Raw genomic sequence first — 13,060 nt, forward strand, 5'->3', positions numbered from 1 at the left:
CCCGCAAAGTAGCTAGGAATTTGATATCGCTTTTAGTTGAGGGAACTGCAAGTCATGGAGCTGCTTGTATCTGCCGTTGTTTTGCAATAACTGTTGATGTGTTCCTTTTTCATGAACCTGCCCTTTTTCCAGAACGATAATTTGATCAGCATCATGAATGGTCGATAAACGATGTGCAATTACTATTGAAGTCCGGTTTTTCATTAAACGTGACAATGCCTGCTGGATCAAATGTTCGGATTCTGTATCCAAGGCCGCCGTTGCTTCATCGAGAATGATGATTTGCGGATTTTTCAAAAGTGCCCTAGCTATGGCAATGCGCTGTTTTTGTCCGCCTGAAAGCTTGACTCCGCGCTCTCCAATCTGAGAATCATAACCATCAGGAAAGGCACTGATAAAGTCATGCGCATTTGCCGCTTTGGCGGATTCGTTGATTTCAGCATCTGTAGCATCAAGTTTGCCATACACGATGTTATCACGGATTGAACCATTGAATAAAATGATATCCTGGGAAACAATTCCCATTTGTCCCCGTAATGATTTCAGTGACACTTCTTTGATATCATGACCATCCATTTTAATCGTGCCATCTTGCGGATCATAAAATCGGATCAAAAGGCTCGTGATGGTCGATTTTCCAGCGCCAGAGGAGCCGACCAGAGCAGTTACTTGACCAGCTTTCATGGTCAGGTTTAAATTGCTGAGTACAGGTACACTCTCATCATAAGCAAAATCAACACATTGAAATTCAATTTGCTTTTTTATCGCAGGGAGTTCAATGGCATTTCCCTTGTCACTTATTTCAGGTTGGGTTTCCAATATTTCAGTTATCCGCTCAAAGGCGGCGGCTGATTGCTGGACAATGCTGATGACCCGGCTAAAATTGCGAACTGGACTCTGCAGTAACCTCAAATAGGCGAGAAAGGCCACGATTAATCCTATTGTGAATTCACCTTCCATCACTTGCCAAGCACCGAACACAATGACTGCTACAAGACCGATATTGTTCAATAAATCAATAATCGGACCGAACATGGAACGTAGCCGAACGGACTTAAGGTTTGCAGCCATATTTTCCTGATTACGCTCCGCAAATCTCCTTGATTCGAATTCTTCATTTGTAAAAGATTGAATGAGCCGCATTCCTGAAATGGAATCCTGTAACTGGTTGCTGACATCTCCTGCGGAACTTTGCACAGACCTAAATGACATCCTGATGCGTTTCCCGAATGCCCTTGTGATATAGAACATGAAAGGGAATGTAAAAAGAAGGACAATGGTCAGCTTCCAGTTAATGAAAAGCATATATACCGCCACGGCAATGAAAGTCACCGTGTCAGTCAAGACTTGAAGCATGCTCGAAGAGATGAGCTGCTGCAGTAAATTGACATCATTGGTCAACCGCGACATTAAGTCACCAGTACGGTTTTTATCAAAGAATTTCATATCCAGTGTTTGAATATGGTCATACATGCTATTACGTATATCCATAATAGCCTTTTGACCGACCTTGGAAACGATATAGCTGTTAAAGTAGTTCAGTAAAGCCAATAAAATGGCAGCACAAAGAATTCCTGCGCCAATCCAGATTAACGAGTCATATCTTTTTTCGGGAATGATTGTATCAATCGTAAACTGCGTCAACTGGGGGATGGAGAACTCAAGCAATGAAATGAAAAGCATGATACATAAAACCAAAGTGCAAAACTTCCACTTCGATGGAACCCGATTGAACATTTGCTTAAGCATCAACCATATGCTTCCTTTTGAGGGTATTGCATGTAAGGTACTGCGGCCTTTGTGGCTGAATGGAATATGTCCTCCACTCATAGCGATCACTCCTATTTAGACTATCCTTGATGAATGTTGAAAGTCATTTGAATTAGATGAGTTTTGCCTTTATGACTATCATAGAGCTTTTCAAAAAATAGACAACTTTTAATCGGTTCACTTCAGTCAAAAAGTATTATCATTTTACACTTTCCTATAGTACATGGAATAATTAAAGGAGGTTAGCGAGGCTGATAAGAGGAGATGCTAAAAATGAATGAAAATGAAAAAATCAGGGAAGAGCTTTTAAATGCGGTCAACGGCCTATCGGATGAACAGCTGAACGCCCATCCTGAAACAGGACGATGGAGCATCATCCAGGTTTTGGATCATTTATATTTAATGGAGAGAGCCATAACAAAGGGCATTTCCGATAAATTGAAAGGCGACGATAGCAATCCTGCTGTGGATAAACCGATCGAGCTTACTTTAAATCGTGAAGTGAAGGTCCAGGCCCCCCCATTTGTCATTCCGTCAGAATCATACCAATCTTTGAGTGAGGTTAAAGAAAAGTTGTCCGAATCCCGAAAAGCTTTTGTACAGGTCGTTGACCATGCAAAGGAAATAGATCTCGAACTAAAGTCTTTTCCACACCCTTTGTTTAAAGATTTAAGCTTGAAGCAATGGATCCCGTTCGTGGGACTACATGAAAAACGGCATTTATTGCAAATTGAAGAATTGAAAGCAAAGTTATAAATAATAGAAGAAAAACTCATCCGTCTTTGGTTGAGTTTTTCACTTTCAGATGATATTCGTAAAGGAAGGATTATTCAGTGAAAGCCACTTGGGTAAGGACATGTTTGGTATTGGGCTTTTTCGGATTGTTGCTGTGGCTCTTGATCAAGTATGTGCTTCCGCCTGATCTAGATGAAATCGAACTGACTGACGAGCTGAATCCGATCGTCGCCGAAAAAAAAGACGAGCTCATTCAAGTGGCTAATGACAAAGGCATCCCAGTTATCATTACGGCGGGGTTCCGGTCTTTAGCCGAGCAAAATGAACTTTATGAAAAGGGCAGATCAGGCTCGGGCAACATCGTAACGAATGCAAGAGGTGGCGAGTCGCTGCATAATTTCGGTTTGGCGATCGATTTTGCCCTACTTAACAAACAAGGCGAGGCCATTTGGGATATGAGTTATGACGGCAACAATAATGGAAAGTCAGATTGGATGGAAGTTGTAACCATCGCTAAAGGGTTAGGTTTTGACTGGGGAGGGGATTGGGCAGGGTTCAAGGATTATCCGCATTTACAAATGACATTTGGCTTGAGCCTGGGTGAGCTGCAACAAGGCAAGCGGCCAAAAGGGCAGTGATAGTGGGTGGCTTCAGTATATACCGCATAAATTTTGAATAAAAGCAGGAAAATAAGCATGTGAATTGCTTTACAGGTAAGAATTCGATAAAGTGGAATAGTGAGAAATCAGACATAAAGGAGTGCAGTCACCATGGAAGAAACAAAACATTGCCGGGACTCTTTGGTCATAAAAACAAGCCTTGTCCTCCCGCCGGATACAAATAATATTGGTACGATGTTCGGAGGCAAATTAATGGCATACATTGATGATGTAGCGGCTATATCAGCCATGCGTCATGCGCGAAGCAACGTCGTTACGGCATCAACTGATTCTGTCGATTTCCTGCACCCTATTCACGAAGGAAATGCAGTTTGCCTTGAAAGCTTCGTGACTTATACGGGCAGAACATCAATGGAAATCATCGTAAAGGTGATTGCAGAGGATTTAGTTACAGGAGATCGGAATTTATGCGTCATTTCATTCTTGACGTTTGTTGCCATTAATGAAGAAGGTAAACCAATTCCGGTCCCGCGTTTGGTTCCTGAAACAGAGATGGAAATGAATTTAAATGAATCAGCAAAACAACGTGCCCAAATAAGAAAGAAAAGAAGGGAAGATACACAGTTCATTGCAAGTACTTTCGGTGTGAAACTGCCATGGACCGATCAATCGAAGCCAGGATTATATAAATAAGATACGCATCTATTTAGCCTTATTATTGATGATTGAGACCAAATTCATTGTGATTTGGTCTTTTATTAATCGCCATAGTTTTTGGGAAAATCAGTACTCTCATCTTTCAGCGATGATATTATCCGTATGGGAAAGAAACGTGAAAAGACGCTTGGATAAGTCCAAGCGTCTTTTTTATGTACCTTGTTAGGTTTGATCATATCTGACTTTTAGTCATCGCTTGCTAAAATACCAAAGAAGCGCAAGATGTTAATGAATAGGTTAATGAAATCAAGATATAGATTCAAGGCCATGAGCGGTACTTCTTCGGCTGTTACCCCGTAATGCTTCATTCGATTGAAATCATATAAAATATAGCCACTGAAAACTAAAATCCCAATAAAGGAAAAGACCAGCATGGCTGTAGAGCTTAATGGAGAGAAAATGTTGAAAATGCTAATGACCACTAAAGCTAGCAAGGCCGCAAATAACATTCCTCCCAAGAAAGAAAGGTCCCTTTTGGTGGTCGTGGCATAAACCGCCAGTCCACCAAATACGACTGTCGTAGTAACACCTGCCAGAATCACCACATTTGCCCCTGCAGCGGCTAGGTAGTGTGCAATGATCGGATATGTCGTAATTCCTGAAATCAATGTGAAACTATACAAAAATGTATAACCGATGGCTTTTTTCCTCCGCAATATGAATGCTCCAATCAACATCGCGATCTCAAGTATCGCTAAGGGAAGAAACATGGATGGCGGAACAATAGTGCCGAGAGCCATCCCTAAGACGGAAACGGCAAGTGACAAAGCGAACGTCCGCATGACGGACGGCATATATGTTTGTACAGTTTGTGAATACATTCAATCACCTCATCATTTATTTTCTACCGATTTCTACGAATCTGTTTTAAAAAGGTTTCATGGCATTTAATGAAAATAAAGTGTTTTTTTTAAAGTATTGAAATATATATGAAATAATTACCTGTTTTATGATATTCTTACAAATGTACTAACTTTTCTGAAATATCAAAAAAATTAAATCAGAACCATTCTGCTGTACGTAAAACGACAAGGTCAATAAATAGATATGAACTGTAAAATAGTTATCTTGGAATAATAAATTTAAAATTACTGGTTCTTTACATTTAATCGGACTTCAAAACTTTACTGTATAACCGTTATAAAGGAAACGATTTTTTATTGCAGAAAATTATTCCTAAAGTTATAAAAAATGAAAAAAATGTGATTATTTTCTATAAAAACTATTGTATAATTGTAAAAAATTGATTAAAATTTTAAATAATTATCAGAAGATTAATTATTTTCCCGATAAAATAGTTTAGGGGGAGCAAGGATGAAGAAAGCTATTTTGCAAATAGAGAACCTAACTACCTCATTTCGAATCGGCAACAAATATCATGCAGCGGTAGATGATGTTTCGTTTACGGTGAATGAAAATGAAATTGTAGCAGTTGTTGGAGAATCAGGTTGTGGAAAGAGTGCATTGGCCTTATCTATCATTCAATTACATAATAAGCAGAGAACGAAATCCGAAGGAAACATCAATTATAAAGGTCAAAATCTACTAAAGTTGAATGATGTACAAATGAATAAAGTCCGGGGTAAGGAATTGGGTATGATATTCCAGGAACCTTTAACGGCTTTGAACCCGCTCATGACCATAGGAAAGCAGATCGAGGAGAATCTTGATTACCATACTGAACTCTCCAGTGCTGAAAAAAAGAACAGGACGATCGAACTTTTGACACAAGTGGGAATTCCATACCCTGAACGGACGTACAAGCAATATCCGCATGAGCTCTCGGGCGGAATGCGCCAAAGGGCAATGATCTCGATTGCCATTGCTTGCAATCCTGCACTGGTCATCGCCGATGAACCCACGACGGCACTGGATGTTACGATTCAAGCGCAAATACTTGATCTGCTGAAAGATATCCAGAGCAGGACAAAAATGGGGATCATCTTAATTACACATGATCTGAGCGTCGTAGCAGAGGTCGCAGACAGGATCGTTGTCATGTATGCAGGTCAGGTAGTGGAAACGGGAAGTGTTAAAGAGATATTCAACAATCCGCTGCATCCATATACGAGGTCGTTATTAAATTCGATTCCTTCTGCTGCAAACGAGAAAAATCGTTTGCACGTTATCGAAGGAATCGTTCCATCGATAGCGAAAATGGATCGGATAGGATGTCGCTTCCAAGATAGGATTCCTTGGATACCTAAACATGCGCATGAAGAGACACCCCGGCTTCACGATGTGGGTAACGATCATTTTGTGCGTTGTACCTGCTATAAAGAATTTTATTTTCAAGCTGAAGGAGATGCATCGGCCAATGACATTACTCAAATTAGATAATCTCAAAGTGCATTTTCCGATAAGGGGCGGTTTTTTTCGAAGGGTAGTCGATCACGTAAAGGCCGTGGACGGTGTTTCCTTTGAATTGCAGCAAGGGGAAACATATGGTTTGGTCGGTGAATCCGGAAGCGGCAAGTCCACGACAGGCAAGGCAGTGGTCAAACTGAATGAGGTGACATCCGGACAAATCCTGTTTGAAGGCAGGGATTTAGCATCTCTAAGTAGAAGAGAAATTAAACCATTCAGAAAAGATATCCAAATGATTTTTCAAGATCCGTATTCATCATTGAATCCGAAGAAGAGGGTACTGGACATCATTGCCGAACCGCTGAGGAACTTCGAACGGTTATCCCCTTCAGAGGAAAAGAAAATCGTACAGGACTTCTTGGACAAAGTCGGACTGAGTCCTGAATCGATTCACAAGTATCCTCATGAATTTTCAGGGGGGCAGCGCCAGCGGATTGGAATTGCCCGATCATTGACATTGAAACCTAAACTGATCATTGCGGATGAACCGGTGTCAGCATTGGATGTTTCCGTTCAGGCACAGGTATTGAATTTTCTTCAGGATCTCCAACAGGAGTTCAATTTGACTTATTTATTTGTCGGGCATGATTTAGGCGTAATCCGGCATATGTGTGACCGGATGGGTGTTATGTATCGCGGTAGATTGGTAGAGGAAGGCAAAAGCGAGGAAATCTATGAAAATCCCCAACATATATACACGAAGCGCCTGATTGCCGCCATTCCGGATTTAGAGCCGGAAGTTCGCGAAGATAAAGTGCAGCTTAGAAAAAAACTCACCTCAGAATATGAGTCTACCTACTCAAAATATTTCGATGAGAATGGACGTGCTTACGATTTGAAGCCAATCTCATCGACACATAGAGTCGCATTACAATAAGGAGGTGGAAGGAATATGTGGAAATTTATTCTAAGACGATTATTAGTAATGATCCCGCAGCTCTTTTTATTGAGCATCATCGTTTTCATGATGGCAAAAGCAATGCCGGGAGATGCACTGTCAGGCCAGGAAATCAACCCTAGGGCCAATCCAGCCGAACTTGATAGGATCAGGGAAGAGCTGGGTTTGAATGACCCTTGGTACCAACAATATCTAAGGTGGGCATCCAATGCAGTACAGGGGGATTTCGGTATTTCCTATACACATAAGACGCCCGTTATGGATGTGATCGAAGACAGGCTTTGGAACACGGTGTTCCTGGCATTGGTCACGCTGATCTTTACATATATGCTTGCTATTCCATTAGGCATACTTAGCGGAAGGTATAACGATACCTGGGTGGATAAAACCGTTACGGGTTATAGCTATTTAGGGTTTGGCACGCCGATTTTCATTTTTGCTTTAATCATGTTATTCGTTTTCGGATTTGCCCTGGATTGGTTCCCGTCTGGTGGCAGTGTCGATTCAAAAGTGGATGAAGGAACATTCGCCTATGTTGTAAGCAAGATCAATCATTTGATTTTACCAGCTTTAAGTACAGCTTTAATTGCAACAACAAGTACGATCCAATATTTGCGAAATGAAATCATCGATAATAAAATCAAGGATTTCGTAAGGACAGCGCGTTCGAAGGGAGTGCCTGAATCAAAAGTATATTCACGGCATATCCTGAGAAATTCCTTTTTACCGATAGCAGCATTCTTAGGTTATGAAATTACTGGATTGGTCGGCGGCGCGGTCATAATCGAGACCATTTTCAGTTATCCGGGACTTGGGCAGCTTTTCCTTAGTTCAGTCAGTCTGCGAGATTTCAGCGTTGTCACGGCCATCGTCATGATGACGGGATTTGCCACTCTGCTTGGCACTCTTCTTTCGGACATCATACTAAGTGCGGTCGATCCGCGCATACGGATAGAATAGGAGCGGGGTGAGTCGTATGGAAATGAAAGTGGAAACCGGAAAGAACATACAAGTTAACGATGTGAGCCCTTCAGGAATCAAGATCATCTGGCAGGAAATCAAAAAGGATAAACTTGCCATGGGCTCATTGATTATATTAGCAGCCATATTGCTTTTTGTTTACGGTGCGTCGTTTTTCATGGACGCCAAGGAAATAGCCAAGGTAGATTTTCTCTCCATTTATTTGGAACCATCTTCAGACTATTGGCTTGGAACCGATTATGGTGGCCGGGATGTATTCGGACAACTGATAATAGGTACCAGAAATTCATTCACGATCAGTTTATTCATTACATTATTCACGGCTATCATCGGTTTATCATTAGGGCTTCTGGCGGGCTACTTCGGCGGGGCAACCGATAATGTGATCATGCGTATTATCGATTTCGTGATTGCCCTGCCGCAAATGATGTTCATCATCGTTGTAGTCGTGATTGTGCCGATCTTCAATGTATATGTTTTCATTTTAATCATGACGATGTTTTTATGGACAGGAAAGGCACGGCTGATTCGTTCAAAGGCTTTGTCTGAGCGTGAGCTGGATTATATCCACGCCTCACAGACACTGGGGACACCACATTGGAAAATCATTCTGTTTCAGCTTCTGCCCAATGTCAGTTCATTGATCATCGTCAACTTCATTTTGAACCTTGCAGGCAATATTGGCTTAGAATCCAGTTTGACTTTCTTAGGGTTCGGTCTTCCGGAGAGCACACCTAGTTTAGGGACGCTCATCAGTTATGCTCGAAATCCAGATGTTCTGGAAAACAAGTGGTGGATATGGGTACCCGCATCACTCATGATTCTAGTGTTGATGCTGAGTATAAATTTCGTTGGTCAAGCGTTAAAACGCGCCGCCGATGCAAGACAAAGAAGAGGATAAAAAAAGGGGAGTGTAGGATATGAAAATCAAAAGCTACAGTAAGGTATTAAGTGCATTGGCCATTTCGTCTCTACTGCTTGCTGCATGTTCGAATGATACGGAGAAATCGTCAACGAAAGAGAAAAAAGGGAAAGATGTCGAACAGGTCGATACCTCTAAATTCCCGACAAAGACGACAAATCAAGGAGAGCCGATTAAAGGCGGCCATTTGACATATGGTTTGGTATCCGATACTCCGTTTGAAGGGATATTAAACAAAGTTTTCTATCAAGGCGAACCCGATAATCAAGTTATCACATTCTTTGATGAAGATTTATTGGATACAGATGAAAACTATGTATATACGAATGAAGGTGCCGCTTCCTATGAGATTTCAGACGATCATAAAACGGTTACGCTGACGATTAAGGATAATGTAAATTGGCAAGATGGAAAACCTGTGACAGGTGCCGATTTAGAATATGCATATCTTGTCATGGGAAGCAAAGATTACAAAGGTGTACGCTATGATGAACAAATGGCTTTAATCGAGGGTATGGAAGAGTATCATGAAGGGAAAGCGGATAAGATTTCAGGCATTAAAGTCGACGGCAAGAAAATCATTTTCACATTCAAAAAAGCGAATCCTTCCGTCACGACTGGATTATGGACATACCCGCTTCATAAAGAATACTTAAAAGATGTTCCGATTGCAGAGTTGGAATCTTCGGATAAAATCCGTAAAAATCCGATTGGTTTTGGACCATTCAAAGTGAAGAAAATCGTTCAGGGGGAAGCAGTCGAATTTGAAGCGAATAAAGATTATTACCGCGGTGCACCTAAATTGGACAGTATCACATTGAAAGTCGTGAATCCGTCTATTGTCGTCAAGTCACTTGAAAATGGTGACCTCGATGTAGCGGAGGTCTTGGCTGAGCAGTATGATCAGGCCAAGGAATTGGATAATGTCGAATTATTGGGGAAAGTTGAATTGGCTTATTCCTATATTGGTTTCAATTTCGGTTACTATGATAAAGAAAAAGAAGAAAATATTATGGATGAGAATCCTAAATTCGGAGACAAACGCCTTCGTCAGGCGATGGCATATGCCATCAATAATGAAGAAGTTGGCGAAAAGATGTACAAGGGCCTTCGCTTCCCTGCCAACTCTGTCATTACACCGAACTTTAAATATAATAATAAAGATGTAAAACCATATGAATATAATCCTGAAAAAGCTAAAAAACTCTTGGATGAAGCAGGATTTGTAGATACGAATAAGGATGGCATGCGTGAAGATGCAGATGGAAAAGAGTTCAAGATCAACTTTGCTTCCATGAGCGGTTCCGATGTTTCCGAGCCTCTTGCAAGGTATTATATCCAACAATGGGAACAAGTAGGTTTGGACGTTGAATTGCAGGATGGTAGGCTGCATGAGTTCAATTCATTCTATGACCTATTGAAAAAGGATAATGATCAAGTTGATGTTTATTCAGCTGCATGGGGAGTAGCTTCCGATCCGGATCCATCTGGTCTATGGGCTAGATCTGCGGAATTTAACTATACCCGCTGGGTGAATGAAAAAAATGATGAGCTTCTTGCTAAAGGGATTTCAGAGGAAGCCTTTGATGATCAATATCGAATCGATACGTATAATGAGTGGCAAGAATTGATCCATGATGAGGTTCCGGTCATTCCGACATTATTCCGTTATCAATTGGCAGGAGTGAATGAACGCGTTACAGGTTATGATTATCTCGCAGGCCGCCAATATCAGTGGCATAATGTGGGGGTAACGAAATAATTTAATTGATGACTATCGGCTGCCTTTATGGGCGGTCGATTTTTTTGCGTTTCAATGAAGTGGATAAAGGTTATATAGATAATAGTAAGTAATTGGAAGGGTGATATTGATGGAAGTGAGAAATCCTAATGAAACAAAGAGAGAGTTAGAAATATTGTTTACTGAATCGGTTGGCCGGTTACTGAAACCTCTTGAAGAGGAAATCATTGCTGACATTGTAGCCTATCCAGACGAAAAGAGAATTGCCTTCTTGGAATATATGAAGGAAATGTCCAACAAACAAAGACAGGTGAAATAAGTTGAACTTTCATCATGAAGGAGGTTTTTTTATGAGGAACGAAGATATGGGCAGATACAAAGTATGGCGAGATAAGTGGAAAAGAAAAGTTAATATGGATAATTTAGCGTTATATGGCATTTCAACATTAGTTATGGCCATCTTGCCTGTCCTGGCCCATATGAGTTAAATCGATTAATAGGACCGTCTTTTGGCGGTCTTTTAATATGTTAAAAGTTCCCATGAAAAGATATAATGAACAAAGAGGAAAGGAGAGATATGCATGAGTTTGATCAAAGAAGAAGAGATCGTATCATACATAAAAGAATTGGTGTCCATACCTAGCCCCTCCGGCTATACAGATCAAGCGATTAAATACGCGGCTGATTTCATGGAGCAGAGGAAGGTTCCTTACAAGATCACGAATAAAGGGGCATTGCTTGCTTCATTAAAAGGTGAAGATGATGGCAAACATCGATTGCTTACTGCCCATGTCGATACTCTGGGAGCCATGGTAAAGGAAATCAAGGCAAATGGCCGCCTTAAATTGTCGATGATCGGCGGTTTTCGCTGGAACTCAGTGGAAGGGGAGTATTGTAAAATCCACACAGCTGACGGAGCAATTATCACTGGGACCATCTTAATCAATCAGACCTCTGTCCACGTTTATAAAAATGCCGGGGATGCCAAGCGTGATGATGAGACAATTGAGGTCCGGGTAGATGCTGTCGTGAAAACTAAAGCGGAAACTGAAGCCATTGGCATTTCTGTTGGAGATTTTGTTTCCTTTGAACCGAGAGTGGAAGTTACGGATACAGGCTTTTTGAAATCAAGGCATTTGGATGATAAAGCAAGCGTCGGCATCCTGCTTCATATCATTGACCTCATTTCCGCAGGAAAGATAAAAATGGCATATACGACCCATTTCCTGATTTCAAACAATGAAGAAATCGGCTATGGCGGTAATTCCAATATCCCTGAGAAAACAGTGGAATATCTAGCTGTCGATATGGGAGCGATCGGTGATGGACAATCTACGGATGAATTCAGCGTTTCCATTTGCGCAAAAGACTCCTCGGGTCCTTATCATTATAAATTACGTCAGCATCTAGTCGCCCTTGCCAAAGCAAATGCTGTCGACTACCGCGTCGATATTTATCCATATTATGGTTCGGACGCTTCCGCAGCGATCCGGGCAGGCTATGATGTCGTACATGGTCTAATCGGACCGGGGATTGATGCTTCACATGCCTTCGAGCGGACGCATGTCTCTTCATTAAAACATACAGCCAATCTGATTTTGCATTATCTCCAATCAGAGTTGGTTTAATCTTGAAAAAAGCCCGCACTCACATGAGTGCGGGCTTTTATTGGTTTTTTAGCGATATTCTTATTATAGTCGTGAGTTTGGTCCCTTTACTCGTTAGTGACAAATTATAATGATAATTCTTGTGGAGGTTCACCATTGTTGTTCATCAACCGAATGCTTTCCGGTTTAATTTGAAGGATTAAATAATTGGGATCTTTCGGACCTTCGAACCAATCTTCAAATGATTCATTCCATAATTTATCCTTCAAATCCTGTGAATCGTTAATTTTCGAGGTACCTGAGATTTCCAGGTAGGAATCGCCTAATCCTTCATTATCATAGCCGATCAGAATATGAACATTAGGATTCTTTTCAATTTCATCAATTTTTTCCGTCTTTCCACTCGTTGGTGTGTATAAAGTTAATTCATCGTTAAGAAATGTCATATAGCGTGAATGTGGTTTGTTGTTTTCAACTGTAGATAAAACTCCTATTTTATGATCACGAATGATGTTCAATACTTTTTCTTTTAATTGGTTTTGGCTCATTTTTGCACACTCCTTTTATTTTTTTACTCTATTACTTTTCCTCTTTTTCCATTAAGTTAAACAAAATTATGCAGTTTTCCATTTTTATGAATGAAGACTGAAAGAATTTGCCATACTAGTCATTATGTGTTCTGTTTCATGATGTTAATCCATT

General features: G+C 40.8%; 14 protein-coding genes. 11 read left to right on the forward strand and 3 right to left on the reverse strand.

The features are described 5' to 3' along the window. Window positions 1–12: 12 nt before the first annotated feature. Window positions 13–1,830 carry an ABC transporter ATP-binding protein gene (locus MKY17_RS06985; RefSeq protein ID WP_098371220.1) on the reverse strand — a complete coding sequence of 606 codons (1,818 nt, stop codon included), beginning with the start codon at window positions 1,828–1,830 and terminating at the stop codon, window positions 13–15. 213 nt (window positions 1,831–2,043) lie between these two features. On the opposite strand from MKY17_RS06985, the gene MKY17_RS06990 reads away from it, so the two are divergent. The 3 genes from MKY17_RS06990 (at window position 2,044) to MKY17_RS07000 (ending at window position 3,818) form a co-directional block, all read left to right on the forward strand. Continuing rightward, the gene (locus MKY17_RS06990) at window positions 2,044–2,526 is read left to right on the forward strand and encodes a DinB family protein (RefSeq protein ID WP_098371219.1); all 483 of its coding nucleotides are present in this window, start codon (window positions 2,044–2,046) and stop codon (window positions 2,524–2,526) included. Window positions 2,527–2,666: 140 nt separating this feature from the next. Next, window positions 2,667–3,143, forward strand: coding sequence for a M15 family metallopeptidase (locus tag MKY17_RS06995; RefSeq protein WP_260397996.1), 477 nt, complete (start codon window positions 2,667–2,669; stop codon window positions 3,141–3,143). Between the two features lie 132 nt (window positions 3,144–3,275). Further along, the gene (locus tag MKY17_RS07000; protein WP_076366945.1) at window positions 3,276–3,818 is read left to right on the forward strand and encodes an acyl-CoA thioesterase; all 543 of its coding nucleotides are present in this window, start codon (window positions 3,276–3,278) and stop codon (window positions 3,816–3,818) included. Between the two features lie 209 nt (window positions 3,819–4,027). On the opposite strand, the gene MKY17_RS07005 is transcribed toward MKY17_RS07000, so the two are convergent. Further along, window positions 4,028–4,663, reverse strand: a complete 636-nt coding sequence (locus MKY17_RS07005; RefSeq protein WP_098371217.1) for a Bax inhibitor-1/YccA family protein — start codon at window positions 4,661–4,663, stop codon at window positions 4,028–4,030. 493 nt (window positions 4,664–5,156) lie between these two features. Here MKY17_RS07005 and MKY17_RS07010 point away from each other — a divergent pair, with 493 nt between their 5' ends. The 8 genes from MKY17_RS07010 (at window position 5,157) to MKY17_RS07045 (ending at window position 12,379) form a co-directional block, all read left to right on the forward strand. Further along, complete coding sequence (locus tag MKY17_RS07010; protein ID WP_098371216.1) at window positions 5,157–6,182, forward strand: ABC transporter ATP-binding protein; 1,026 nt, start codon at window positions 5,157–5,159, stop codon at window positions 6,180–6,182. After that, a complete protein-coding gene (locus tag MKY17_RS07015; RefSeq protein ID WP_053534228.1) occupies window positions 6,160–7,086 on the forward strand; it encodes an ATP-binding cassette domain-containing protein in 927 nt (308 codons plus the stop codon). Before MKY17_RS07010 ends, MKY17_RS07015 begins: the two co-directional genes overlap by 23 nt. A 15-nt stretch (window positions 7,087–7,101) precedes the next feature. After that, on the forward strand, window positions 7,102–8,067 hold the full coding sequence (gene opp4B, locus MKY17_RS07020; protein WP_098371215.1) for an oligopeptide ABC transporter permease: 966 nt from the start codon (window positions 7,102–7,104) through the stop codon (window positions 8,065–8,067). A 16-nt stretch (window positions 8,068–8,083) separates the two neighbouring features. Next, window positions 8,084–8,989, forward strand: a complete 906-nt coding sequence (locus MKY17_RS07025; RefSeq protein ID WP_098371214.1) for an ABC transporter permease — start codon at window positions 8,084–8,086, stop codon at window positions 8,987–8,989. A 19-nt stretch (window positions 8,990–9,008) separates the two neighbouring features. Then, window positions 9,009–10,772 carry an oligopeptide ABC transporter substrate-binding protein gene (opp4A, locus tag MKY17_RS07030; RefSeq protein ID WP_098371213.1) on the forward strand — a complete coding sequence of 588 codons (1,764 nt, stop codon included), beginning with the start codon at window positions 9,009–9,011 and terminating at the stop codon, window positions 10,770–10,772. Between the two features lie 109 nt (window positions 10,773–10,881). Then, window positions 10,882–11,070 carry a hypothetical protein gene (locus MKY17_RS07035; protein WP_339201573.1) on the forward strand — a complete coding sequence of 63 codons (189 nt, stop codon included), beginning with the start codon at window positions 10,882–10,884 and terminating at the stop codon, window positions 11,068–11,070. A 31-nt stretch (window positions 11,071–11,101) separates the two neighbouring features. Then, on the forward strand, window positions 11,102–11,239 hold the full coding sequence (locus MKY17_RS07040; RefSeq protein WP_339201575.1) for a hypothetical protein: 138 nt from the start codon (window positions 11,102–11,104) through the stop codon (window positions 11,237–11,239). Window positions 11,240–11,332: 93 nt separating this feature from the next. Beyond that, the gene (locus tag MKY17_RS07045; RefSeq protein ID WP_339201577.1) at window positions 11,333–12,379 is read left to right on the forward strand and encodes a M42 family metallopeptidase; all 1,047 of its coding nucleotides are present in this window, start codon (window positions 11,333–11,335) and stop codon (window positions 12,377–12,379) included. Window positions 12,380–12,483: 104 nt separating this feature from the next. On the opposite strand, the gene MKY17_RS07050 is transcribed toward MKY17_RS07045, so the two are convergent. Beyond that, the gene (locus MKY17_RS07050) at window positions 12,484–12,906 is read right to left on the reverse strand and encodes a pyridoxamine 5'-phosphate oxidase family protein (RefSeq protein ID WP_098371211.1); all 423 of its coding nucleotides are present in this window, start codon (window positions 12,904–12,906) and stop codon (window positions 12,484–12,486) included. Window positions 12,907–13,060 lie beyond the last annotated feature (154 nt).

The sequence above is a fragment of the Peribacillus sp. FSL P2-0133 genome, assembly GCF_037975445.1.
Classification (GTDB): Bacteria; Bacillota; Bacilli; order Bacillales; family DSM-1321; genus Peribacillus; species Peribacillus simplex_E.

Bases quoted from the DNA above. Each gene is read 5' to 3' on its own strand.
- MKY17_RS07035 (WP_339201573.1), top strand. From the start codon at position 10,882: ATGGAAGTGAGAAATCCTAATGAAACAAAGAGAGAGTTAGAAATATTG.
- opp4A (WP_098371213.1), top strand. From the start codon at position 9,009: ATGAAAATCAAAAGCTACAGTAAGGTATTAAGTGCATTGGCCATTTCG.
- MKY17_RS07050 (WP_098371211.1), bottom strand. From the start codon at position 12,906: ATGAGCCAAAACCAATTAAAAGAAAAAGTATTGAACATCATTCGTGAT.
- MKY17_RS07015 (WP_053534228.1), top strand. From the start codon at position 6,160: ATGACATTACTCAAATTAGATAATCTCAAAGTGCATTTTCCGATAAGG.
- MKY17_RS07010 (WP_098371216.1), top strand. From the start codon at position 5,157: ATGAAGAAAGCTATTTTGCAAATAGAGAACCTAACTACCTCATTTCGA.
- MKY17_RS07045 (WP_339201577.1), top strand. From the start codon at position 11,333: ATGAGTTTGATCAAAGAAGAAGAGATCGTATCATACATAAAAGAATTG.
- MKY17_RS07025 (WP_098371214.1), top strand. From the start codon at position 8,084: ATGGAAATGAAAGTGGAAACCGGAAAGAACATACAAGTTAACGATGTG.
- MKY17_RS07005 (WP_098371217.1), bottom strand. From the start codon at position 4,663: ATGTATTCACAAACTGTACAAACATATATGCCGTCCGTCATGCGGACG.
- MKY17_RS06985 (WP_098371220.1), bottom strand. From the start codon at position 1,830: ATGAGTGGAGGACATATTCCATTCAGCCACAAAGGCCGCAGTACCTTA.
- opp4B (WP_098371215.1), top strand. From the start codon at position 7,102: ATGTGGAAATTTATTCTAAGACGATTATTAGTAATGATCCCGCAGCTC.
- MKY17_RS06990 (WP_098371219.1), top strand. From the start codon at position 2,044: ATGAATGAAAATGAAAAAATCAGGGAAGAGCTTTTAAATGCGGTCAAC.
- MKY17_RS07040 (WP_339201575.1), top strand. From the start codon at position 11,102: ATGAGGAACGAAGATATGGGCAGATACAAAGTATGGCGAGATAAGTGG.
- MKY17_RS07000 (WP_076366945.1), top strand. From the start codon at position 3,276: ATGGAAGAAACAAAACATTGCCGGGACTCTTTGGTCATAAAAACAAGC.